The organism is Sorangium sp. So ce836, from assembly GCF_028553905.1.
In the GTDB taxonomy this organism is placed as follows: Bacteria; Myxococcota_A; Polyangia; order Polyangiales; family Polyangiaceae; genus Sorangium; species Sorangium cellulosum_D.
In genome coordinates this window covers 614007-636699 of the sequence record NZ_CP102233.1, presented here as the reverse complement: position 1 = coordinate 636699, position 22693 = coordinate 614007, and the positions used below count along the sequence as shown (strand labels likewise).

Here is a 22693-nt window from a genome sequence, read left to right as displayed (position 1 = left end):
TCTTCGTGGCGTTCGGGTGCGGACTTCACCCGGAGCGCCGAAATCGGTCTTCACGGCCGCGCTATATCCATCGCCGCCGTGCTCTTCGCGACGCTGCTCGCGCCCCGGCCCGCGGCCGCGATGCACCTCGCGGAGGGCGTCCTGCCGCTCGGCTGGTGCGCGGTCTGGAACGCGCTCGCCCTGCCCTTCGTCGCCGTCGCCCTCCACCTGCTCCGGCGCCGCACCCAGAACGACGCCTTCTACAAGCCGTTCGTCGGCCTCATCGCCGCCGCCGTCTTCGCGATCTCGTGCATGCCCGTGCCGGTGCCGACCGCAGGGACCTGCTCCCACCCGTGCGGCACCGGGCTCGCCGCGGTGCTCATCGGCCCCTGGATGACCGTCCTCGTCACCGTGGTGGCGCTCCTCATCCAGGCCCTCTTCCTCGCCCACGGCGGGCTCACCACGCTCGGCGCCGACGTCGCGTCGATGGGCATCGCGGGCGCGTTCACCGGATACCTCGTCTTCCGGCTCGCGCGGCGCTGCGGCGCGAGCCTCTGGGTCGCGGGGTTCCTGGCCGGCGTGACGTCCGACTGGGCCACGTACGCGACCACGGCGCTCGAGCTCGCGCTCGGGCTCGCGGGCGACGGGTCGGTGGGATCCATGTTCACCGGCGTCGCCCTCGCCTTCGTCCCCACCCAGCTGCCGCTCGGCCTGCTCGAGGGCGCCATGACCGCGGGAGCGCTCGTCTTCCTGCGCGCCCGGCGGCCCGACATCCTCGAGCGGCTCCAGGTCGTCCCGCTCCCCGCGGGGGCGTCGTGACGCGGCGGGCCGCGCACCGCGCGCTGCCGGCGCTCGCGGGGGGCGCGCGCGCCGCGGCGCTGCGGCTCGCCGCCGCGCTCCCGGCCGCCGCCGCGCTCTGCCTCGCCGCGTGCGGCAACGCCTCGTGGGACGGGATCGACGAGGCCGTCGTCCGCCGCGTCGCCGAGGACGCCGGCCGCCACGACACGGGGCCGCTGTTCGCGGGCCTCGAGGGCGACCTCCTGCTCTTCGCGTTCCTCTGGGCAGGGCTCCTCTCCGGCTTCGCCCTCGGCTACTTCTCGCGCGTGCTCTTCGTGGAGCGCGCCGGCCAGCCCGCCGGCAAGCCCGGCGGCGACGGGCTCCGTGCGGATTGACCCCCCCGCGCGGCTCCGCGACGTGGATCCCCGGCTCCGCCTCGGGGCCGCCGTGGCCGCGTGCTGCGTCGCCGCGGGCGCGCGCTCGCCCTGGACGCCGGCCGCGCTGCTCGCCGTCGCGTGCGCGGCCCTCGCCCTCCAGGGCATGAGCGCGGGCGCCGTCCTCCGCGCCTTCGCGCCCGCCGCGTGGCTCGGAGGGCTCGCCGCGGCCCTCGCGCTCGCGCTCACCCCGGGCGAGCCGCTCCTCGCGGGCGCGCCGTTCCCGCTCGACGCGATCGCGCGCGACGGGGCCCGCCGCGCCGCGGTCATCGCCGCGCGCGTCCTCGCGGCCGCCGCGGTGCTCCGGTGGCTCTCGAACGCCGCCGCGCCCGCCGAGATCGAGGCGGCGCTCGCCGGGCTCGGCGCGCCCGCGGCCCTCGTCGAGCTGCTCGCGCTCGCGCGGCGCTTCGCCGGCGTGCTCCAGCGCGCCGCCGACAGCGCGTGGAGCGCCGCCGCGCTCCGCGGCGGGTTCGCGCGCCCGGGCGCCGCCGCGCGCTCGGCCGGCGCCGTCGCGGGCGTCGTGGCGCTCCGGACCCTGGAGCGCTCCGAGCACGCCGCCGTCGCCATGCAGCTCCGCGGCTACCGGGGGGAGCTCCCCGTCGCCGACCGCCGGCCGAGCGCGCCCGCCGCGAACCTCGCGTTCGCCGCCCTCGCCCTCGCGGCCCTCGGGCTCAGCGTCGCCGCCGGAGCGGCGGGATGAGCGCGATCGCCCTCCGTGCCCCCAGGGTCGGCTACCGCGGCGCCGAGCCCGCGCTGCGCGACGTGCGCCTCGACGTCGCCGAGGGCGAGTCCGTGGCGGTGCTCGGCGGCAACGGCGCCGGCAAGACCGCGCTGCTCCGGACGCTCGTCGGGCTCCTCCCCGCGCCCGGCGGCAGCGTCGAGATCGCGGGCCGCCGCGTGGGCTCGCCCTCGGACGCCGTGGCCGCGGGCGCCGCGCTCGTGCTCCAGGACCCGGACGACCAGCTGCTCGGCGCGACGCTCCTCGACGACGTCCTGTTCGGCCCGCGGAACCTGGGCCTGCCCGCGCCCGAGGCGCGGCGCCGCGCCGAGGCGGCGCTCTCGGCCGTGCAGCTCGCGCACCTCGCCGGCCGCGCGATCGAGGCGCTGAGCTTCGGCGAGCGCAAGCGCGCGTGCATCGCCGGGATGCTCGCGATGCAGCCGCGCGTGCTCCTGCTCGACGAGCCGACCGCGGGGCTCGACCCGGAGGGCGAGCTCTCCCTGTGCCGGACGCTGCGCGCGCTCTCGGAGCAGCAGGGGACCACGCTGGTCGCCGCGACGCACGCGGTCGACCTCGTGCCGCTCTTCGCGACGCGCGCGGTGCTGCTCGGCGACGGGCAGGTCCTCGCGGACGGGCCGCCGCGGGAGGTGTTCGCGGCCGGCGAGCTGCTCGCGCGGGCGCGGCTCCGGCGGCCGTGGGTCGCGGAGCTCTGGGCCCGGATGAGCCCGGCCGAGCCAGTCCACCCGCGCGGCCGCGCAGGGCTCCCGCTCACCCTGGAGGAGGCGCTCGCATGCATGACGAAGGGCTCCTGCTGATCGGCCACGGCAGCCGCGACGCCGCGTCGAACGCCGAGTTCGAGGCGCTCGTGGCCGATTACGGCGCATCGCGACCCGGGGTCGTGGTGCAGCACGGCTACATCGAGCTCGCGACGCCGTACCTCGCCGACGCGCTCGCGGCGCTCGCGGCGCGGGTGTCCCGGGTGGCGGTCGTGCCGCTGTTCCTGTTCGCGGCCGGGCACGTGAAGAACGACATCCCCCTGGCGCTCGAGCAGGCGCGGGCCGCGCACCCGGGCGTGCGCTTCTCGGCGGCGCGGCACCTCGGCGTGCACCCGGCGCTCGCGGAGGTCGCGTTCGAGCGGGCCGCGTCCGCGCTGCCGGACGACCCGGCGGCGCGCGCCCGGACGGCGCTCGTCGTGGTGGGGCGCGGGTCCAGCGACCCGGACGCGAACGGCGATTTCTGCAAGATGACGCGCCTCATCGGCGAGGGCCGGGGGCTGCTCCTGGTCGAGCCGACCTTCATCGGCGTCACGCGGCCCTCGGTCGAGGAGACGCTGGAGCGCGTCGCGCGCCAGCGGCCCGAGCGCGTCGTCGTGCTCCCCTACTTCCTCTTCGCCGGCCGGCTCATGACGAAGCTCGCCGAGCAGGTCGACCGCTTCGCGTCGACGTACCCGTGGATCCGCGCGTCGCTCGCGCCCCACCTCGGCCGGTCGAGCGCGCTCTCGGGACTGATCGACGAGCGCGCGCGCCAGGCGCTCGCCGGCGAGTCTCCCCTCCCCTGCGACACGTGCATGTACCGCACCGCCATGCCGGGGCTCGCCCGGGAGGTGGGCGGGCTCAAGGCGATGCTCTACAGCGTGCGCCACACGCTCACGCACACGCAGGCGTCGAACCACCCGCACGCCCACCGCCCGCTGCGCAAGCACGTGCTCGTGTGCGGCAACGCCGACTGCGTGGACCGCGGCAGCCTGGCGCTGCTCGAGTCGCTGCGCCGCCGCGTGAAGCAGGCCGGCCAGCAGCAGCAGATCCGCGTGACGAGGACGTCGTGCATGGGGCGCTGCGGCGAGGGGCCGACGGTCGCCGTCTACCCGGACGGCGTGTGGTACCGCGGCGTCCGCGAGGAGGACGCGAAGGACCTCGTCGAGGAGCACCTGCTCGGCGACCGGCTGGTGGCGCGGATCGTCGACGACATCATGCAGTGAGGCTCGGCGCCCGGGGCCGCGCTCGAGCGTGGATCTCTGACGCGCGGAGATAGCCCTCCCGTGGCCCCTGCCCGCGCCCCGCGCCAGGCGTCGTCCGATTTGACTCGTTTGTCTATATGAGTCAAATCGGTTCTGTGCCCGTCCGCCGCCCCGAAAAGCCCCGCGATCCTGCGCGTCGCACCAAGATCCTCGAGGCCGCCAGGCGCCTCTTCGCCGAGCGCGGCTTCAAGGGCGTGAACCTCGACGCCGTCGCCGCCGAGGCCGGCTGCGCGAAGGGCGCGCTCTACCTGGAGTTCGCCGACAAGGAGGCCCTCCTGCGCGAGGTGGTCGAGCAAGCCTTCGCCGCGATCCGCGCCCGCTTCGCCGCCGAGGTGATGGGCCTCGACTCCCCGCTCGATCGCCTCGTCGAGACCCTCCGCTTCGCCTACCGCCAGCAGGCCGCGGAGCCGCTCTTCGGCAAGCTCCTCCGCGAGGACCCCGACCTCCGCGCGCTCCGCCCGCAGGACGACGCCGCGAGCGCCGCCGCCGCGAAGGCGCAGGTCGCCCAGATCGCCGGATGGGTCGACGAGGGCATCGCGCGCGGCGAGATCCGGCCCGACGTCGATCGCGACGCGATCCCCTTCGTGCTCGGCGTGCTGCGCTTCGCGCCCCAGCACCTCGGGCTGGTCACGTCGTTCGGCACCTTCGCCGGCGAGCGCGCGCTCGACGCGATCGCCGACATCTTCCGCGCCGGCCTGGCCGCGCGCCTCGCGGCGGCCTCCACGACGACGATCCCCCTGACACGGCGCGCGACCGCGTCGCGCGCGAGGAGCAAGCGATGAACCAGGCGATCGAGGTGAGCGCGCTCGGCAAGCGCTTCGGGAAGGTCACGGCCGTGGACGGCGTGAGCTTCACCGTCGCGGCGGGCGAGATCTTCGGCTTCATGGGGCACAACGGCGCCGGCAAGACGACCACGCTGCGCATGCTCCTCGGCCTGACCCTGCCGACCGCGGGGTCCGCGCGCGTGCTCGGGCGCGATGTCGTCCGCGAGACGCTCGAGGTCCGACGGAGCGCGGGTTACCTGCCCGCGTCGTACGCGCTGCCCCCCGACATGACGGCGCGCGGGTTCCTCCACTATGTCGCCGCGATGTTCGCGCTGCCCCGCGGGGTCGCGGCCGCGCGCGCCGACGCCCTCGTGCGCCGCTTCGGGCTCGAGCGCGAGGCCGACCGCCCCCTGCGCGGCTTCTCCACCGGCATGGCCCAGAAGGTCGGGATCGCCCAGGCGCTGATCAACGAGCCCGCGGTGCTCCTGCTCGACGAGCCGACCTCGGGCCTCGATCCCCTCGGCCGCCACGAGCTCCTCGAGCTGCTCCGCGAGCTCGCGCGCGAGCGCGGCGTCACCGTCGTGTTCTCGTCGCACATCCTCTCCGACGTCGAGGCCCTCTGCCGGCGCGTCGCGGTGATGCACCGCTCGCGCCTCGTCGCCTGCGGCGAGGTCGAGCGCCTCAAGGACGCGCACGGCGCGCGCACCATGGACGATCTCTACCTCGCGCTCGTGCGCAGGGAGGCCGCGTGATCCGCCTCCTGTGGCTCGACTACCTCGCGACGCTCCGCGAGCGGAAGACCTGGCTCTGCGCCGCGATGCTCGCCTACGCCCTGGTCGCGATCCCCGTCGTGCTCGCGCGTCCGCCCGAGCACGTGCGCGCCGCGATGGCCGCCTGGTTCGGCGACGCCGGGCCGTTCCAGACCTTCATGTACGTGTGGATCGACCTGACGATGAACAAGGTGATCGCCTTCGTCCCCGTGGTGCTCGCGAGCGGCGTCGTGCTCCGCGAGCGCGACACCGGCGTGCTGCCGCTCCTCGCCAGCAAGCCGCTCTCGATCCCTCGCTACTTCGCGCTCCGCGCGCTGAGCGCCTGCGCGGTGATGGTGACCCTGCACGCCGCGACCCAGCTCGCCGGCGCCGTCTACTTCACGGCGCGCGTCCCCGGCTTCCGCCCCGGCCCCTTCCTCGGCGCGATGTCGCTCCACGCCTTCGCGGCCCTCTTCGCGACCGCGCTCTCCGCCGCGATCGCCGCGTGGGTGAAGCACCGCGGCGCCTCGGCGCTGATCGGGTTCGGCGCGCTCGGGGGCCTCGTGGGCCTCTCGCTCATCGGCTTCTATCAGCCCGCCTGGCGGGCCATCACCCTCGCGAACCCGATCACCCTCGGCGCCCTCGGCCTCGGGAGCCTCGACCGCCTCGGCCCCGCCGTGCTCTGCCCCCCGATGCTCGCGCTCGCCGCGCTCACCGCCCTCGCCATCGCCGTCGGCGCCGCGGGCGTCCGGAGGATGGAAGCGTGACCCGGGCGACCGCCCCCGCCGCGGGCTCGCTCCGCGGCTACTTCGCGATCGAGGCGCGCCGCGCCCCGCGCCGCACCTCGATCGTCGCGGCGATCGCCGGCGTCCTCGTGGTGCTCGGCACCCACGCGCTGCTCGTACGCGTGCCGGCCCAGGTCATCCGCTTCATGGAGCAGGCCTTCCGCATCGAGGGGATGGCCGCCGTGCTCCTGCTCAACGATCTCCTCGCCACCTATTTCATCGCCTACTTCGTCGCCCTGGCGGGCCTCGTCGACGCGACGGTCACGGCGCGAGAGGAGCATCGCCTCGAGATCCTCCTCGCCAAGCCGATCCGCGCCCGCGTCCTGCTCGCCGCGCGCACGGCGCCCTCGTTGCTCGCCGGGGCCGGCGCGGGCGCGGCGGTCGCCGTCGGCACCGCGCTCGCCGTCGCGCCCTACATCAGGGCGAACGACATGGTCAGCGTGGCGGGCGCGCTCGGCGCCGGCCTCGCCCTCGTCGCGCTCGCGCTCGCGCTGCTCTCGGCCCTCCTGCCGCTGCTCGTCCGGATGCGCGACAGCTTCCACGCGCTCCTGGTCGCGTCGGCCGTGTGGATCGCGCCGCTCTTGCCCACGGCGGCGTTCATGTACCGGCCCGACGCGTTCGAGGCGCGCGAGGGCCTCCGCGACGCGATCGTGCTCGCGTCGCTGCTCTGGAACGACGCCACGTCGGCCTGGCTCGGGCCGGTCGGGCTGGCGATCGCGGTCCCGCTCGCCGCCCTCGCCATCGCCGCCGCGGGCGTGCTCCTCGAGCGCGCCGACGCGCGCTGAGCCCGAGGAGCGCGCCGCCCGCGCCCCTCGTTCGCGCCGGTCGCCTGCTCCTTCCCGCCCTGTTCCCTAGCTGGTAGGAGGGGCCGAACGAAGGGAGCCGACATGGCCTGTCACGAAATCGCCGCGCTTCGCCTGGGGCTCATGAACATCTTGGGTATCGACGATCCCGCCGAGCGCGCGCACGAGCTCGCCGAGCTCGGCCCCGCGGCCGAGGCGCCCGGCCCGGTCTCGGCGATGCTGCGCGCCGGGGACCTCAAGAGCCTCTCGCGGCTGTTCGAGGGGTCGCTCGCGGAGCTCCAGGAGAAGGTCGCGAAGACGCCCGCGGGCGACGACAAGCTCGCCTACCTGCGCTCGCTCCTCATCCTCACGAAGCAGGTCGAGCTCGACCTCCGCGCCCAGGTCGACGGGCTCGGCCGGCTCTACCGCGAGCTCGAGGAGATGCACGACTTCGTGCACGAGATCTACCCGGCGGAGTAAGCGGAGCAGGAGCAGGAGCAGGAGCGGACCGATGGCTCAGGGCAGCGCGAAGATCAGGATCGTCCACGCCGAACCGCTCGGCCACGGGGCGCGGCTCCTCCGCGTCGAGCGCGCCGACGGCGCCGCGCTCGGCTTCGCCGGCGGGCAGTACGTGATCATCAACACCGGGGTCACCCTGCCCGGCGGCAAGCTCGCGAAGCGGGCCTACTCGCTGCTCTCCAGCGACGCCGAGCAGCGCAGCGTCGAGATCGCGGTCAAGCGCATCGGCGCCGGCCCGGGGTCGAACGTGCTCAACGACATCGCGGTGGGCGCGGAGCTCGAGTGGAGCGGCCCCTGGGGCAAGCTGCGGCTCCCGGACGGCTTCTCCGGCCGCGCGCTCGTCGTCGCCACCGACACCGGCATCACCGCCGCGCTCGGCGTCGCGCGGGGCGCGGCCGCGGCCGGCGCGGCGCAGCTCGACCTGCTCTGGCTGGTCGAGTCCGACGACAGCTTCGTGTCCGAGCGGTTCGTCCGGGAGCGCCTCCCCCAGCGCGCCCGCCTGACGGTCCTCGGCGGCTTCCTCCCGGTCGGCCACCCCGAGCGGCCGGCGCGCGCGTGCGCGCTCGTCGGCGATCGCGTGCAAGAGCTCGCGACCGGCCCCTACGACGCCGCGCTCTGCGCGGGCGACGGCGCCGTCATTTACCCGCTCCGCGACCGGCTGGCCGCGCTCGGCGCGCCGGAGGGCAGCGTGCTCCTCGAGAGCTTCTTCAACAACCCGCTGAAGAAATCCGCGTAATCGTTCAGGATCCTGGATGGCAGAGGTCCGGCCGAGAGACCCGAAGGGGCAGCGCGAGGGGTTCACGACGGGCGCGTGCGCGGCCGCCGCGGCCAAGGCGGCGGCGCGCGTGCTCGCGCGCGGCGCGGCCGTCGACGCCATCGAGACGACCCTGCCGAACGGGCAGCGGGTGACCTTCCCGCTGAAGCGCTGCGACCGCGACGGGCCGCGCGCCACGTGCAGCGTCATCAAGGACGCCGGCGACGATCCGGACTGCACCCACGGCGCCGAGCTCGTCGCCGAGGTCGAGCTCCGCCGCGAGCCGGGCGTCGAGATCCGCGGGGGCGCCGGGGTCGCCGTGGTCACCAAGCCCGGGCTCGGCCTGCCGGTCGGCGCGCCGGCCGTGAACCCGGTGCCGCGCCGGAACATCACCGAGATGGTGCTCGAGGAGCTCGATGGCTCGGCCTTCGCCGGCGCCACGGTCACGATCAGCGTCCCCCAGGGCGAGGAGATGGCGAAGCAGACCATCAACGCGCGCCTCGGGCTCATCGGCGGCATCTCCATCCTCGGGACGAGCGGGATCGTGAAGCCGTACTCGACCGCCGCCTTCCGCGCGAGCGTGGTGCAGGCGATCGACGTCGCCGCCGAGCGCGGCATCGCGACGCTCGCGCTGACGACCGGCGGCAAGTCCGAGGCGTACGCGATGAAGCTCTACCCGGAGCTCCCGGAGGACGCGTTCATCCAGGTGGGCGACTTCATCGGCACCGGCGTCCGCCACGCGGCCCGGCGGCGGATCGCGCGCGCGGTGATCGTCGGCATGATCGGCAAGCTCTCGAAGATGGCCGACGGCAAGATGATGACGCACGCCGCCGGCTCGGAGGTGAGCATGGATCTGCTCGCGCAGATCGCCGAGGAGCTCGGCGCGCGGCCGGAGATCGCGGCCGAGATCCGGCAGGCCAACACCGCGCGGCACGTGCTCGAGCTGTGCCAGCGCGAGGGGCTCACCGGCGTGGCCGGGGGGATCTGCCGGCGCGTCGTCGAGCACACCTCGCGCCACGCGGGCGGCGTCCTCGAGGTGCACGCCTGCCTGGTCGATTTCAACGGGGCGCTGCTCGGCCGGTACCCGGCCGGCGGCGCCGGCAGAGACAGAGCGGAGGAGCCATGAGCGGTGAGGAGGCGCGCGCGGTGAACGACATGCGGCAGATGACCGCGCTCGGGCGGCGCATCGAGGACAAGAGCTTCGCGATCATCGACGAGGAGGCGGGCGCGCACGGCTTCCCGGACGCGGAGTGGCAGGTCGTCCGCCGCGTGATCCACGCGACCGCGGACTTCGAGTTCTCGTCGCTCATGCGGCTCCACCCCGAGGCGATCGCGCGGGGGATCGAGGCGCTCCGGGGCGGCGCGCCGGTGCTCGTCGACGTGAAGATGATCGGCGTCGGCCTGAACGAGCAGCGGCTCGCGTCGTACGGCTGCAAGATCCACTGCTTCATCTCGGACGACGACGTCATCCAGGCCGCGTCGGCGGCCGGCTCGACGCGCGCCATCGAGTCGATGCGCAAGGCGCACCGGCTCGGGCTCCTCGACGGGGCGATCGTCGCGATCGGCAACGCGCCGACCGCGCTGCTCGAGGTCGTGCGCCTCGCCCGCGACGAGGGGGCGCGGCCGGCGCTCGTGATCGGCGTGCCGGTCGGGTTCGTGTCGGCGGCGGAGTCCAAGGAGGCGCTGCTCGAGTCCGGGCTCCCCTCCATCGTCGCGCGCGGCCGCAAGGGCGGCAGCCCCATCGCCGTGGCGATCGTCCACGCGCTGCTGCTCCTCTCGGCCGAGGCGGCGCCCGCTCCGGCCGAGCCGGCGCAGGGGGCGCGGTGAGCGCCCGCCGCGCCGTGACCGTCGTCGGCATCGGCGACGACGGGTGCGCCAGCCTGTCGAGCCGCGCCGCGTCCGCGGTCGCCCGGGCCGAGGTGCTCGTGGGGGGCGAGCGGCACCTCGAGTTCTTCCCGCAGTTCCGCGGCGAGAAGATCGCCCTGAAGGGCGGGCTGTCCGCGGCGCTCGAGCGCGTGGAGGCGCTCTCGGCCGAGCAGAACGTGTGCATCCTCGCCTCGGGCGACCCGCTGTTCTTCGGCGTCGGCGCGCTCGTCGTCCGGAAGCTCGGCGGCGAGCACGTCGAGATCATCCCGAGCCTGAGCTCGGTCCAGTGGGCGTTCGCGCGCACGGGCATCGCCTGGGACGACGCCGCGTTCGTCTCGGTCCACGGGCGCTCGCCCGAGGGGTTCGCGACGCGCCTCCGCCGGCTCTCGAAGGTCGCGGTGCTGACCGACGGCGAGAACGGCCCGGCCCGCCTCGCGGCGCGGCTCCTCGAGCACGGCGACGCCGGCTGGAAGGCGTGGGTCTGCGAGAGCCTCGCCGGCGCCGGCGAGCGCGTGCGCGCGTTCGACCTCGCCGCGCTCGCCGCCTGCGAGGACATCGGGCCGCTGAACGTGCTCCTGCTCCTCCGGAGCGATCCGGCGTGGCGGCCGCCGCCGTCCGTCCCGTACCTGCACGAGGACGCGTTCGCGAAGCGGATGCCGAAGAACGGCCTCATCACGAAGCGCGAGGTGCGCCTGCTCTCGATCGCGTCGATGGCGATCCGCCCCGACGCGGTCGTCTGGGACGTCGGCGCCGGCTCGGGGTCGGTCTCGATCGAGGCGGCGATGCTCTGCCCCCTCGGGCGCGTCTACGCGATCGAGGTCGACCCGGAGGGCGTCGAGATCTGCCGGGACAACGTCCGCACGCACGGGGTCGACAACGTGCGCGTGGTCGCGGGCCGCGCGCCCGAGGCGCTCGCGGGGCTCGAGGATCCGGACGCGGTGTTCGTCGGCGGGAGCAAGGGGAGCATGGAGGAGATCATCGCGGCGGCGCTCGATCGGCTGCGGCCGGGCGGCCGGCTCGTGGTCAACGCGATCACGATGGAGAACGTGGCCGAGACGTACCGCGCGCTCCGGGCGCGGGGGCTCGACCCCGAGGTCACGCTGCTCTCGGTCTCGCGCGGCGTCCCGCTGGCGCGGTACATGCGGTACGAGGCGCTGAACCCGATCCACGTCTTCGCCGCGACGAAGCCCGCGGCGGGCGCCGCGGAGGCGTCATGAGCGGCCTCGGCAAGCTCTACGGCGTCGGCGTCGGCCCCGGCGCGCCGGACCTGCTCACGCTGCGCGCCGTGCGCGTGCTGGAGGGCGCGGACGTGCTCGCGCTCCCCCGCAGCTCGGACTTCGGCGCGTCGATGGCGTACCGGATCCTCGAGCCCGTCGTCGGCAAGCAGCGGGACAAGGAGCGGCTGCTCCTCACCTTCCCCATGAGCAAGGACCCGGATCGCGTCCGCCCCTACGTCGACGCGGCCGTCGACAAGATCGGCGACCGGCTCTCGCGGGGCCTGTCCGTCGCGTTCGCCACCGAGGGCGATCCGTCGCTCTTCAGCACGTTCGTCTACGTGCGCCGCGAGGCGCTCCGCCGCTTCCCCGGGCTCGAGGTCGAGGTCGTCCCCGGCGTCACCTCGGTCACGGCGGTCCCGGCCGTGAGCGGGCTCGCGCTCGCCGACGGGCAGGAGCGGATCGCCATCCTCCCCGCCACGTACGGCGTCGACGACCTGACCGACGTGCTCCGGCGCTTCGACACCGTGGTCCTGATGAAGATCGGCTCGGAGATGCCCAAGGTGACCGAGGCGCTCACGCGGGCGGGCCTCCTCGACCGGGCGGTGTTCGTCTCCAAGGCGACGATGCCCGAGCAGCGGATCGTGCGGGACCTCAGGGCCGCGCAGGGCGAGCGGGGCGACTGCTTCGCCATGGTGGTGGTCACGCGCGGGGAGCGCAGCGGGCTGCTCGTCGGCGAGGCCGAGGCGTCGCTGCCGGGCAGCTTCGGAGACAGCCTGAACGAAGAGCCGGAGGCCCCGTGACGCCCGAGCGCAAGCCCTACGCCGTCTACGCCATCACGCGCCACGGGATCGACATCGCGCGCCGGCTCGTCCCTGGCCTGCCGGGCGCGGATCTCTACGTGTCGCAGAAGCTCTTCGACCGGGCGCCGGAGGGCGCGAAGCCGCTGCCGCTCCCGATGGGGCCGCTCTTGACCGAGGCGTTCACGGCCTACGACTGCCACGTGTTCGTGATCAGCGTCGGCGCCGTCGTGCGCATGATCGCGCCGCTGCTCAAGAACAAGAAGGTGGATCCGGCGGTCGTGTGCGTCGACGACGCGGCCCGGTTCTCGATCTGCGTGCTGTCCGGCCACGTCGGCCGGGGCAACGCGTTCACCGAGAAGGTGGCCGCGCTGCTCGGCGCGCAGCCGGTGGTGACCACGGCGTCCGACGCGATCGGGACGCTGACGGTCGACATCCTCGGCCGCGAGCTCGGGTGGACGCTCGACGACCCCGATCGCAACGTGACGCGCGGCTGCGCCGCGGTCGTGAACGCCGCGCCCGTGCTGTTCGTCCAGGAGACGGGCGAGCCCTCGTTCTGGCCCGAGGGGACGCCGCTCCCGCCGGGCGTGCGCTACGCGACCTCGCTCGACGGCGTGGATCCGGGCGCGTGGGAGATCCTGCTCGTCGCGAGCGATCGGGATCTCGGGCGCTCGCACCCCGAGATCGTCGAGCGCGCCGTCGTCTACCGGCCGAAGAGCCTGGTGCTCGGCGTCGGCTGCGACCGTGGCGCGCCGCTCGACATGGTGGAGCGCGGCGTGGACCGGCTGCTCGAGGAGCACGGGCTGTCGGCGAGGTCGGTGAAGGCGCTCGCGACGATCGACAAGAAGGCCGACGAGGAGGCGCTGCTCGCGCTGTCGGCGCGGCGGGGGTGGCCGCTCGTGACGTTCACGCCCGAGGAGCTCGACGCGACCGAGGGCATCGAGAACCCGTCGGAGACGGTGAAGAAGCACGTCGGCGCCCGGGGCGTCGCCGAGCCGGCCGCCCTGCGCGCGGCGGGGGCTACGAAGCTGCTCGTGCCGAAGCGGGCGTACACCGAGCCGGGCGTGGGCCGGTCGATGACGCTCGCCGTGGCGCGCGTCCCGTTCGCGAAGCGCAACGTCGAGGAGAGCCATGGGTGACAGCAAAGGAGTCCTGTCGATCGTCGGGATCGGCCCCGGCGCCGAGGAGCACGCGACCCGCGCCGCCCTCGAGGCGATCGCCGCGTCGGATCTCATCGTGGGGTACACGACATACATCCGGCTGGTGAAGCACCTCATCCAGGGCAAGGAGGTGATCAAGACCGGCATGACCGAGGAGATCGGCCGGGCGCGCGCCGCGGTGGAGCGGGCGCGGGACGGCGCGCGCGTGGCGATCATCTCGTCGGGCGACGCGGGGGTGTACGGTATGGCCGGGCTCGTCTTCCAGGTGCTGGAGGAGATCGGCTGGAAGCGGGGCGAGTCGCCGGAGCTCCGGCTCGTGCCCGGGATGACGGCGCTCAACGCGTGCGGGTCGCTCGTCGGCGCGCCGCTCGGGCACGACTTCTGCGCCATCTCGCTGTCGGATCTTCTGACCCCGTGGCCGGTCATCGAGCGGCGGCTCGAGGCGGCGGCCGCCGCCGACTTCGTCATCGGCCTTTACAATCCGGCGAGCGGGCGGCGGACGCGCCAGATCGTGCGGGCCCAGGAGATCATCCGCCAGCACCGCGCGGGCACGACGCCGGTGGCGCTGGTGAAGAGCGCGTATCGCAAGCTGGAGAGCGCGGTGCTCACCGATGTCGATCACTTCCTCGACTACGAGATCGGGATGCTGACCACGGTGCTCGTCGGGTCGACCAACACCTTCGTCTTCGAGGGGTACATGGTCACGCCGCGCGGATATACGAACAAGTACACATGGGAAGGGGAAGCGCTCCCGGGCCAGACGCCGGGGCGCACGCTCGTGCTCTCGGACGAGAGCGTCACCGCGGAGGAGGTCTAGATGGCACGCGTAGGGAGGCTGGGCGGCGCGATCCTCGCCGAGACCCAGGGAGAGTATTACCTCGTCGGCAACACAAAGGCGCCGGTCGACTTCCGGGAGGCGGGGTTCGAGCCGCCGGACGAGGCGGAGCTCGTGAAGGGGGCGTATCTCCGGCTGAAGCCGCTGCGCGAGGTGAAGGTGGCGGCGCCGGCGCTGCTCCTCGACGTCGAGGGCGAGGAGCTCGCGAAGAAGCTGGTCCAGCGCTTCGTGATCGAACGGAACGGCTCGGTGAGCGAGCGGCTGTGGCGGCTCGTCTACAGCCCCGACGACCCGCTCGACGACGCCGAGGCGCCGGTCGAGCGGGACGCGCGGTGGCTCGGGGACATCCCCGAGACCATCTGGCAGCTCGTGCGCGACAACGTGCTGCGCTGCCTGTAGGCGCGCGCTGCGTCGTCCGGGCGCGTTCGCGGTGCGGCGACGTCCGGCCCCCGGGTTCGCTCCATCACGAGAAATACGTGCTGTGGGATACGTCCTTCCAGGCCTCGTACTCGGCGCGCTGCGCATCCAGCTTCGTCATGATGCCTGTCCAGCTGTCCGCGCCGAGGCTGAGGCGCTGGGGCATCTCTCCAGAATCCACGAGTCGGACGAGGATATCCGCCATCCGGACGGGATCACCTGGCGCAAGTGAGCCGTCCTTATCGTTCACCAGCAGGTCCATGACCGTATGGGCGGTGGCGCCATACGCGTCGATCCTCGGGCTCCGGAGGTTCCGTTCGACGATGCCCGTTCGGAAGCCGCCCGGTTCGACCGACATCACCTTGAGGCCAAGCGGCGCGACCTCCTGCGACAAGGCCTCCGTGAGGCCTTCGAGCGCGAACTTGGAAGCGCTGTAGTATCCGAGCGCGGGCATGGCCATGACACCGTTCATCGAAGAGATGTTGATGATCGTGCCGCGCCCCCGGGCGCGCATGCCGGCCAGCGCTGCCCGTATGGTGCTCGCGACGCCGAAGAAGTTCGCCTCGAAGACCGTCCGGATCTTCTGATCTTCTCCTTCTTCGACCGCGGCGAGATAGCCGAGCGCAGCGTTGTTCACGAGCACGTCGACGCCGCCGCGCCACGCCTCGGCGGCGGCCACCGCGGCCTCGATCTCGGATGCCTTGGTGAGATCCATCGAGAGCGGAAGCACAGCGTCGGGATACGCCTCCACGAGCCCTCCGAGGCGGGCGCTGTCCCGCGCCGTGACGGCGACGTGATGGCCGGCGCGAAGGGCAGCGTTCGCGATCGCGGCCCCGAGTCCGCTCGACGCTCCGGTGATGAACCAGGTCTGGGCACTCATCTTGTGTTCCTCCTGATGGCCGCATTTTGCGGCCTGCCATGCGGTCTAAAGCGCTATTCCTCCGCGGCCAGGCTCGCGAGCCTGCGCTGCGGTCGTCCCGTGATCGATCGTTCGCCTAGGCCTGGACGCGCACGACGACCTTGCCGACGGCGCCCCCCTGGAGGTGGGCGACGGCCGCCGGGAGATCGCCCAAGTCATAGGTCGCGGCGACGACGGGGCGGATCCCGAGACCATCGATGGCCCTGATCATGTCCTCCAGCGCTCGCCGGGGTCCGACGCCGATCGCGTTGATCGTCGCGCGACGCAGGAGCAGGGGGCCCACCGGGGTCGAGATGCGGTCGCTGTCCAGGAGGCCGACGAGCAGGATCCTTCCGCCGTAGGCCAGGGCTTCGACGGAGGTAGCGAGGTTCTCGCCCGCGGCCATCTCGATCACGGCGTCCGCGCCGCGGCCGCTCGTGAGCGCCATGACCTCGCGGTCCCAACGGGGACGGGTGCGGTAGTTGATACCCGCGCGTGCGCCCAGGCCCAAACCGAACGCCAGCTTCTCATCGCTGCTGGAGGTCAAGATCACCTTCGCCCCGTGCGCTGCTGCGAGCTGCAGCGCGAAGAGCGAAACGCCGCCCGTCCCCTGCACGACCCAGGTCTGCCCCGCCCTGACCCGCCCGGTCTCCACGACAGCCATCCAGGCGGTCAGACCCGCGGTCGAAAGCGTGCTCGCCTCCTCGGGGCCGAGGGTCTGGGGCGCTGCGACCAGCATGTCCTCGCTGACCACCGCGAGCTCGGACAGGCGGCCCGAGACCGCGACGGTATTGGTGTGACGGCCCGGGGCCGCCCCGTCGATCCAGTCCTCGATGTCGACGCCGACCACCCGATCGCCGATCGAAAATCGCGTCGCGAGCGGCCCGAGCTCCACGACCTGCCCGGCGAAGTCGCTTCCGGGCACATAGGGGTGCGCCAGCTCGCCCATGCGGCCTTCCCACATCAGAAGATCGCGGTAGTTCAGCGAGACCGCCTGGACCCTCACCAGGACCTCACGAGGCCCAGGCTCGGGCCTTCGAGCATCGCGGAGCGTCAGGTTCCGGACGCCCGGGGCATCGAGCTCCCAGCGCCGCATGCGCGGCCTCTGCAGAGCTCGTCCGGCGCCGGGGGGCTTCGGTGTCGTGAGACCTGAACTGATCATCTCGTGCCTCCTGTGCATCGACGGCAATTCGTCCTTGCGGAGACTTAGCCGTCGCGCCGGCGGCGCTGCAGTGGATCAGATCGTAAGGCTCCCTCTCGTAAAACGAGAGGCCGCCGGCGCCTCGGCGGGCCGTGAGGCGCCCGGTCTCGGTTGCCCCGCCGGCGCCCCGACGCCTTCGGCCGCGAGCCGGGCCTGCAGCCGGGGCGCCATCCAGTCCAGGAAGGCGCGGACCTTCAGCGGTAGGCGGCCCTGACCGGAGAAGACGAGGTGGATCGGGAGAGCAGGCACTTCGAAGGCCTCGAGGAGCGGCGTGAGGGCTCCGCTTCGCAGCTCCGATACGATCTGGTAGTCCAGGGCTCTCGTGATCCCCAAGCCTGCCTTGGCCGCCACCACCGCCGCCGCGGGCGAATTGACCGCGACCCGCGCGCGCGGCTCCGCGATCACGTGGGAGGCACCCCGGACGTACCGCCAGGGCGACGACACGAACCCACGATAGGTCACGCCGTCCCGTCCCGTCAGGTCCTCTGGCGCCTGAGGGCCGCCGAATTCCCGCAGGTAGCTCGGGCTCGCACAGGTGATGGAGCGTGTCGACCCGACACGCCTCGCCATAAGCGAGCTGTCCTCTAGCTCTCCGATCCGGACCGCCACGTGCACATGCTCCTCCACGACGTTCACCATCACGTCCGTCAGGAAGAGGCGCAGATCGATCTTCGGATGCGCGGCGAGGAACTCGCTGGCGATCGGCAGTACGTGCAGCTCGCCGAACATGGTCGGCGCCGTGACGGTCAGCTCCCCCCGAGGCTCCTGATATTCGCCCGCGACGGCCTGCTCGGCCTCCTGCAATTGCTCGAGGATGTACCGCGCGGCGATCGCGTACTCCCGCGCCGCCTCGGTCAGTTCGACCCGGCGACTGGTGCGGATCAGGAGCTGCGTGCCGAGGTGACGTTCGAGCTCTGCGACCTTGCGGCTGATGGTAGGCAGCGGCGCCCGCAGCCGCCGGCCCGCCGCGGACAGGCTGCCGGTGTCGACCACGGCCAGGAAAACGAGCATGGCGTCGAGCCGGTCCATCGGCCTCTCCTATCACGGAAGGGCGATGGCAGGCCTCGCGATCACCTCCTCCAGGCAGATGCTGAACACGGCGCGCGGCCCGCCAGGCCCGATCGCGGTGGTTCGATGAAGGACTTTGGAACGACGCAGCTCATCAGCGGCGGCGCTGTGCCGCTCCAGGAAGACGTCGACCGCGCGCCGGCTCAGCCGCCTGCGCGCGCTGGGCCGCTGCGTGACGTGAACGAGGGCAAGGTGGCGGCGCCGGTGCTGCTCCTCGACGTCGAGGGCGAGGAGCTCGCGAAGAAGCTGGTCCAGCGCTTCGTGATCGATCGGAACGGCTCGGTGAGCGAGCGACTGTGGCGGCTCGTCTACAGCCCCGACGACCCGCTCGACGACGCCGAGGCGCCGGTCGAGCGGGACGCGCGGTGGCTCGGGGATATCCCCGAGACCATCTGGCAGCTCGTGCGCGACAACGTGCTGCGCTGCCTCTGATCTCGGCCTCTCCTCCTCCGCTGCCGCCGGCGCCCCGCACGAACGGCCGTCGCCCTCGCTCGGGGGGCAGAGCCACGTCTGCCCCTCTGAGCGACGAGAGCGATGGGCTCGCTCGCCCTACCCCCTCGTGGTGACCGTCCAGCTGTCCGACGTGGACTGGCCGCCTGTATCGGACTTCACGTCATAAACGATCTTGTCGGTCTCGATGACAAACGAGATGGTGCCGTCGAGATAGCTGAGCGCCTGCGGCGACATGGGCGTCACGAAGAAGCCCTGCGGCTTGCACTGCCCGGAAGAGACCACGCTGGGGAAGATCACCTTACCTCCCTGCGTGAAGGTGACCGGGAATGCCGACGTCACGTCCTGCGGCTTGTTGCTGCCTCTGGGTGTGTACATGACGTGGACATCCGCCTGGTCCAGGGTGACGTTCTGCAGCTCGTAGCCGCTGCTGTTGCCCACCGAGACCTGCAGGGTATTCGGGACGTTCACGATGAGGTTGCTCTGGCCGTTCACTTGCGTGAAATTGATCGAGATCGTCTTCGGGTCAACCGTGAGGACTTGCTTGCTCATGATCAGCTTCTGCTCATTGGTTAGAATTGTCGTTGGATAGGCGACCTTGGATCGAGGCCGCCTTGGCCTCGACCGGGATATGAGGAGTCGGCCTTCTCCACGGCGAGGAGCGCAAACGTCGCGTCCCTCGCCGGCGGTTCGTCGACCTGTCGATAGAGCGGGGTCGCCTCGATCCCCTGTCCTCGCCCCGTCCTGTCCTCGCCTATTGCAGCACGCATACCAGGCGCTCGAACCGCCTCGCGCGAGCCGCCGGCGCGGCGTTCGGCGCCGTGTACGTGGGCGGGCAGGGCCCCCGGCACCCGGCAACGACCGAGGCTGCGTCACCTGGAGACGCCGCGCTTCACCTGGAGACACGCGCGGTCTACCCCGGCATCGGCGGGACACGCGGGCAGACAAACCCCACCCCGGGGGGCCGGCAGCGTCCCCAGGTCGCCGTGAGCCATGCTGAGCTTCATCGCCGCGCGCGCAATGCCCACGCACGCGCCCCTCCAGCGCCGCCCCGTCCAGCGCCGGACGCCTACGCGCTCGGCGATACGCCGGGATTCACGCCCATCAAGCCGCACGGGCCGTCCCAGAGGATCGCCCGCAGCGCCTCGTCCCCGAGCGCGCCCCGCAGCGCCATCATCTCGTCGACCATCCCGGGCCCGTGATCGAGGTGCGGGAAATCGGTCCCGAACACCATCCGCCGGGCGCCGATCTCCCTCACCACCCGGTCGAGCATCGCCTCGCCGGGCTCTAGCGCGATCCAGCACTGCCGCTGGAAGTACTCCGAGGGCGGCCGGCGCACCCGGCCGCGCACCTCGCCGCGCATCTGCGCGTATTCGACGTGGTCGAGCCGCCAGAGCCAGTAAGGCAGAAAGCCGCACCCCGCCTCGAGCAAGCCCACCCGCAGCGTCGGGTGGGCCTCGAGCACGCCGCCCTCGATCAGCGAGAGCAGCGCCATCATCGCCTCCATCGGGTGAGAGCACGCGTGCTGGCCGAAGCGCGTCTCGAAGCGATCGGCGCCCGCCGTGGCGACGCGCGCGTGCGTGCCCTCGTGGACGAGCACGGCGATCCCGTGGTGCGCGCACGCCGCCCAGAACCGCGCGTGGGCGGGAGCGCTCAGCGTGCGGCCCTGCACCGGGTTGGGCCGGAGCACCACGGCGCGCGCGCCGTCGCGCGCGGCCTGCTCCAGATCGCCCGCCATGGCCTCCGGATCGTGGCGCGAGAGCAGCGCCGGGCCGAGGAGCCTGTCCGGCGCGCTCGCGCAGAAGTCGCCCAGCCATCGGTTGTAGGCGCGGGCGTAGGCGCGCGAGCGCTCGGCGCCGATGCCGTCGTCGTGGACGAGATACGACGCGTAGGTCGGGAGCAGGACGGCGACGTCGACGCCGGTCGCGTCCATCTCGGCGAGGTGCCCCTCGGGCCTCTCCGAGGCGGCGAGGAGCTCGCGGCGGCGCTCGGCGGCGAGCCCGAGCTCGATGTAGGCCGCCTCGGGGACGCGCAGGATCGGCTCGCCGTCCACGCACAGGATGGGGGGCGTGGGCAGCAGCGCGTGCTCGCCCAGGCGCTTCATCCGCCCGGCCAGCGGCTCGGGCGGCCCGAAGGGCGCGAGCCGAGGAGCATACGCCCGCATCGCCGCCGGCAGGTACTCGGCCCATAGGGCGACGGGCTCGGAGACGTGACGGTCGATATCGAGGATCCGAAAGCCATCTCGCATGCGCAGCTCCTCGGCGGCTATCGGGGCTAGACGAACAGAGGGACCGGGTTGAGCTCGCCCTCCTCGAGCGGGCGGGGGAGCCACCCCAGCGCGCAGGGCACCTGGTACAGCCTCCCCGGGCCGAACCGGGGCCAGAAATGGCGCAGCCCCGGGACGATCACCTGGACCACGGGCAAGCCGATGTCGGGGCGGGTCTTGTCCACCGCGACGAGCTCCAGGCCCGCCTCGTCGAGGCGCCTCAGGCACTGTTCGATGTCGGCGCGCAGATCGGCGCCGCCGATCCGGGGCAGTCGCTCGGCCGCGACCCGGGGGAGATCCGGGCTCGGGAAGAGGTGCGCGCGGCCCTGCAGCCGCTCGAGGTCCCACGGCGCCCGGCGCGCGCCCCCGGGATCGAAGAGCTGATTCAGCTCGGTGAGCGATCGTTGCACCGCGAGGCGCGGGTCGAGGTGGCAGCCGAACCCGATGGTGAACCGATCCTCCCGGGCCTCGTGGGCGAGCGCGACGCAGGTGGGGATACCGAGGTCGTGCGTCAGATCGAGCACCCAGACGGCCCAGCCGAGGCGGGCATAGTCCGCCTGGAGGGCCTCGAAGTACGGGTCCCCGAAGCTGTCGAGATCGATGGCCGGGCGCGCGAGCCGGTTGTACCACCAGACCGCGGCGGCATCGCGCTCCACGAGCTCGAGCAGCGCCTGCAGCACGGCCTCTTCGAGGCAGGTGCCGGCCGCCACGCCGTTGCTGCAGGGGCCGCAGAACGCGGTGCCGCTCTCGGCCGGGGCCTCGGCGTAGCAGTAGGCCAGCGGGACGTAGCGCCGCTCGCGCTTGCTCAGCGACCACGCCGGGGTCCAGTCGATCCGGGTGCCGGCGTCGAGCGGCTCCGGCACCCACTGGCGACGATCCGCTGCCCGCGCGTTGAGGCGAGCGCGCTCGCGATACTGGGCCTCGCTGAAATTCAGCAGGTCGCCGGGCGCGAGCGCCGCCGCGCCGAGCTCGTCCTCGCTGCCGCGGACGCGCGCCTCGTCCCCTTGATACACGCCGCTGTAGCGCTCGAGGGCCTCGCAGAGCGCGCTCACCCGGGCCTGGTCCGCGCTGCGCCCCTTGCCGGCGCAGACCTTGTCGAAGACGTTGGTGCTCGGAACGCCCTCCCGAGGGCAGACGAGGTAACCGGACGCGTACACGGCGCGGAGCTCGGTGTCCCGCCCCGGCATCGGGACGAGGTGCGTCACGGCGCCCGTGATCGGGCTGACGAGGTGCCGATAGCGCTCGTAGGTCCGCCGCGGGTTTTGCCGGCGATATCCGCCGTCCTCGAAATGCGCCTTCTCGACCGGCTGCAATTCGATCGGGCGCTCGCCGACGGCCGCCATTCGCGCCGGATCTCCGCACGCCGGGCACTGGGGCCTCCGGACCACCGCGTGCGCGGTGAGCTGGAACGTGGCCAGATCCAGGGCGAGCACCCGGGCGCTGAGCGCGTGGGGAGATCTCGACTCGTTCTGGGCGAGCGCGCGGGCGATGGCCGAGGCGCCGAGCCCGCAGGCGGTCCGGACGCTCGCCTCGGTGGCCGCCCTGGGAGGAGCGACGTGGCCCTCGTGCCCCCGGCGCCGGCGAACGAGCTCCTCGACCGGGCGGTTCTGGCGCATCCAAAACGCCAGGCAGTCCCAGCAGGGGCCGGCGCCGGGCTCGAAGGCGGGCCCGATGAGCGGCTGGACGCCGGCAGGCTCGATCAGGAACCAGCGCGTGCCCTCGCGCAGCGCGCGGAGGTTGATCGAGGCGAGCTCGGGGCGCAGGGGGTCGTCGGTCACGACCACCTTCACGGCCGCATCGCCGTCGATCCGCACGCCCGCCTGTTCGAGCGCCTCGGTCATCCACCCGGCGAAAGCGGCTTCGCCGACGGCCAGGACCGACACCGGGGTGCGGCTCAGCGCCTCGGCGGCCGCCTTGCCGTCGAGCCCCACCCCGTGCCAGAACGCCGCGCGCTCGGAGGGGAGCTCCGGCGTTGCGGGGACCAGGTAGCCGCGCGCCGCGAGCCGACTCAAGGTGTACAGGGCCTCGGGCTCCGAGAACCGGCCGGCCGCGGCGCGCAGGATCTCGCCCACCGTGCGCCGGCCGTCGACGAGCGCGGTCACCTCGGCGGTGCAGTCGCCGGAGAGGACGAAGCGCTCGCGCTCGCCGATCAGGAATATCGCCCCGGTCTCCATGCGCTCGACGCGCAGGGTGGGCTTGAACGCCAGCACCTGGCTCAGCTCCAGAGGGTCCATCGTCGG

The 22693-nt window shown here is 73.2% G+C and carries 23 protein-coding genes and 1 pseudogene; 18 read left to right on the top strand and 6 right to left on the bottom strand.

Features of this window, described 5'->3' with window-relative positions:
- The first annotated feature begins 120 nt into the window (after nucleotides 1–120).
- The 17 genes and pseudogenes from NQZ70_RS02435 (at nucleotide 121) to cobJ (ending at nucleotide 14552) form a co-directional block, all read left to right on the top strand.
- Nucleotides 121–798, top strand: a complete 678-nt coding sequence (locus NQZ70_RS02435) for an energy-coupling factor ABC transporter permease (protein WP_129581086.1) — start codon at nucleotides 121–123, stop codon at nucleotides 796–798.
- Complete coding sequence (locus tag NQZ70_RS02430; RefSeq protein WP_237244940.1) at nucleotides 795–1151, top strand: hypothetical protein; 357 nt, start codon at nucleotides 795–797, stop codon at nucleotides 1149–1151. The genes NQZ70_RS02435 and NQZ70_RS02430 overlap by 4 nt, the downstream gene beginning before the upstream one ends.
- Nucleotides 1141–1890 carry a CbiQ family ECF transporter T component gene (locus NQZ70_RS02425; RefSeq protein ID WP_129572783.1) on the top strand — a complete coding sequence of 250 codons (750 nt, stop codon included), beginning with the start codon at nucleotides 1141–1143 and terminating at the stop codon, nucleotides 1888–1890. The genes NQZ70_RS02430 and NQZ70_RS02425 overlap by 11 nt, the downstream gene beginning before the upstream one ends.
- Complete coding sequence (locus NQZ70_RS02420; RefSeq protein ID WP_129572782.1) at nucleotides 1887–2723, top strand: energy-coupling factor ABC transporter ATP-binding protein; 837 nt, start codon at nucleotides 1887–1889, stop codon at nucleotides 2721–2723. The genes NQZ70_RS02425 and NQZ70_RS02420 overlap by 4 nt, the downstream gene beginning before the upstream one ends.
- The gene (locus tag NQZ70_RS02415; protein WP_129572781.1) at nucleotides 2699–3886 is read left to right on the top strand and encodes a CbiX/SirB N-terminal domain-containing protein; all 1188 of its coding nucleotides are present in this window, start codon (nucleotides 2699–2701) and stop codon (nucleotides 3884–3886) included. The genes NQZ70_RS02420 and NQZ70_RS02415 overlap by 25 nt, the downstream gene beginning before the upstream one ends.
- Nucleotides 3887–4020: 134 nt before the next feature.
- A complete protein-coding gene (locus NQZ70_RS02410) occupies nucleotides 4021–4707 on the top strand; it encodes a TetR/AcrR family transcriptional regulator (protein WP_129572780.1) in 687 nt (228 codons plus the stop codon).
- Nucleotides 4704–5441, top strand: a complete 738-nt coding sequence (locus tag NQZ70_RS02405; protein ID WP_129572779.1) for an ABC transporter ATP-binding protein — start codon at nucleotides 4704–4706, stop codon at nucleotides 5439–5441. The genes NQZ70_RS02410 and NQZ70_RS02405 overlap by 4 nt, the downstream gene beginning before the upstream one ends.
- A complete protein-coding gene (locus NQZ70_RS02400) occupies nucleotides 5438–6205 on the top strand; it encodes a hypothetical protein (protein WP_129572778.1) in 768 nt (255 codons plus the stop codon). Before NQZ70_RS02405 ends, NQZ70_RS02400 begins: the two co-directional genes overlap by 4 nt.
- The gene (locus tag NQZ70_RS02395; protein ID WP_129572777.1) at nucleotides 6202–7008 is read left to right on the top strand and encodes a hypothetical protein; all 807 of its coding nucleotides are present in this window, start codon (nucleotides 6202–6204) and stop codon (nucleotides 7006–7008) included. The genes NQZ70_RS02400 and NQZ70_RS02395 overlap by 4 nt, the downstream gene beginning before the upstream one ends.
- A gap of 102 nt (nucleotides 7009–7110) precedes the next feature.
- Nucleotides 7111–7485 carry a DUF3209 family protein gene (locus NQZ70_RS02390; protein WP_129572776.1) on the top strand — a complete coding sequence of 125 codons (375 nt, stop codon included), beginning with the start codon at nucleotides 7111–7113 and terminating at the stop codon, nucleotides 7483–7485.
- A gap of 31 nt (nucleotides 7486–7516) precedes the next feature.
- On the top strand, nucleotides 7517–8260 hold the full coding sequence (locus tag NQZ70_RS02385; RefSeq protein ID WP_129572775.1) for an FAD-dependent oxidoreductase: 744 nt from the start codon (nucleotides 7517–7519) through the stop codon (nucleotides 8258–8260).
- A 16-nt stretch (nucleotides 8261–8276) separates the two neighbouring features.
- Complete coding sequence (locus NQZ70_RS02380; protein ID WP_129572774.1) at nucleotides 8277–9404, top strand: cobalt-precorrin-5B (C(1))-methyltransferase; 1128 nt, start codon at nucleotides 8277–8279, stop codon at nucleotides 9402–9404.
- Nucleotides 9401–10105 (top strand): precorrin-8X methylmutase, encoded by a 705-nt coding sequence (locus NQZ70_RS02375; RefSeq protein WP_269467632.1) that lies wholly within the window; start codon nucleotides 9401–9403, stop codon nucleotides 10103–10105. The genes NQZ70_RS02380 and NQZ70_RS02375 overlap by 4 nt, the downstream gene beginning before the upstream one ends.
- Entirely contained in the window at nucleotides 10102–11361 is a 1260-nt protein-coding gene (gene cbiE, locus NQZ70_RS02370; protein ID WP_129572773.1) for a precorrin-6y C5,15-methyltransferase (decarboxylating) subunit CbiE, read from the top strand. Before NQZ70_RS02375 ends, cbiE begins: the two co-directional genes overlap by 4 nt.
- Nucleotides 11358–12161, top strand: a complete 804-nt coding sequence (gene cobI / locus NQZ70_RS02365) for a precorrin-2 C(20)-methyltransferase (protein WP_129572772.1) — start codon at nucleotides 11358–11360, stop codon at nucleotides 12159–12161. Before cbiE ends, cobI begins: the two co-directional genes overlap by 4 nt.
- Nucleotides 12158–13297 (top strand): cobalt-precorrin 5A hydrolase, encoded by a 1140-nt coding sequence (locus NQZ70_RS02360; protein ID WP_129572771.1) that lies wholly within the window; start codon nucleotides 12158–12160, stop codon nucleotides 13295–13297. The genes cobI and NQZ70_RS02360 overlap by 4 nt, the downstream gene beginning before the upstream one ends.
- Nucleotides 13290–14552 (top strand): annotated as a pseudogene (gene cobJ / locus NQZ70_RS02355) (precorrin-3B C(17)-methyltransferase). The gene NQZ70_RS02360 and the pseudogene cobJ overlap by 8 nt, the downstream one beginning before the upstream one ends.
- Before the next feature lie 64 nt (nucleotides 14553–14616).
- On the opposite strand, the gene NQZ70_RS02345 reads toward cobJ, so the two are convergent.
- The 3 genes from NQZ70_RS02345 to NQZ70_RS02335 all read right to left on the bottom strand — a co-directional run bounded on the left by NQZ70_RS02345 (nucleotide 14617) and on the right by NQZ70_RS02335 (nucleotide 17698).
- Nucleotides 14617–15450 (bottom strand): SDR family NAD(P)-dependent oxidoreductase, encoded by an 834-nt coding sequence (locus tag NQZ70_RS02345; protein WP_129572768.1) that lies wholly within the window; start codon nucleotides 15448–15450, stop codon nucleotides 14617–14619.
- Nucleotides 15451–15565: 115 nt separating this feature from the next.
- Nucleotides 15566–16630, bottom strand: a complete 1065-nt coding sequence (locus tag NQZ70_RS02340) for an NAD(P)-dependent alcohol dehydrogenase (RefSeq protein ID WP_237244939.1) — start codon at nucleotides 16628–16630, stop codon at nucleotides 15566–15568.
- A 75-nt stretch (nucleotides 16631–16705) separates the two neighbouring features.
- Nucleotides 16706–17698: a LysR family transcriptional regulator gene (locus NQZ70_RS02335; RefSeq protein ID WP_129572767.1), complete on the bottom strand. Its 993-nt coding sequence runs from the start codon at nucleotides 17696–17698 to the stop codon at nucleotides 16706–16708.
- 105 nt (nucleotides 17699–17803) lie between these two features.
- Between NQZ70_RS02335 and NQZ70_RS02330 the strand changes: the two genes are divergently transcribed.
- Nucleotides 17804–18169 (top strand): hypothetical protein, encoded by a 366-nt coding sequence (locus NQZ70_RS02330; protein WP_237244938.1) that lies wholly within the window; start codon nucleotides 17804–17806, stop codon nucleotides 18167–18169.
- 117 nt (nucleotides 18170–18286) lie between these two features.
- On the opposite strand, the gene NQZ70_RS02325 is transcribed toward NQZ70_RS02330, so the two are convergent.
- The 3 genes from NQZ70_RS02325 to NQZ70_RS02315 form a co-directional block, all read right to left on the bottom strand.
- Nucleotides 18287–18739, bottom strand: coding sequence for a hypothetical protein (locus NQZ70_RS02325; RefSeq protein WP_129572766.1), 453 nt, complete (start codon nucleotides 18737–18739; stop codon nucleotides 18287–18289).
- Nucleotides 18740–19256: 517 nt separating this feature from the next.
- Complete coding sequence (locus tag NQZ70_RS02320; protein WP_129572765.1) at nucleotides 19257–20435, bottom strand: amidohydrolase family protein; 1179 nt, start codon at nucleotides 20433–20435, stop codon at nucleotides 19257–19259.
- Between the two features lie 26 nt (nucleotides 20436–20461).
- The gene (locus NQZ70_RS02315; protein WP_129572764.1) at nucleotides 20462–22687 is read right to left on the bottom strand and encodes a TOMM precursor leader peptide-binding protein; all 2226 of its coding nucleotides are present in this window, start codon (nucleotides 22685–22687) and stop codon (nucleotides 20462–20464) included.
- Nucleotides 22688–22693: the final 6 nt, after the last annotated feature.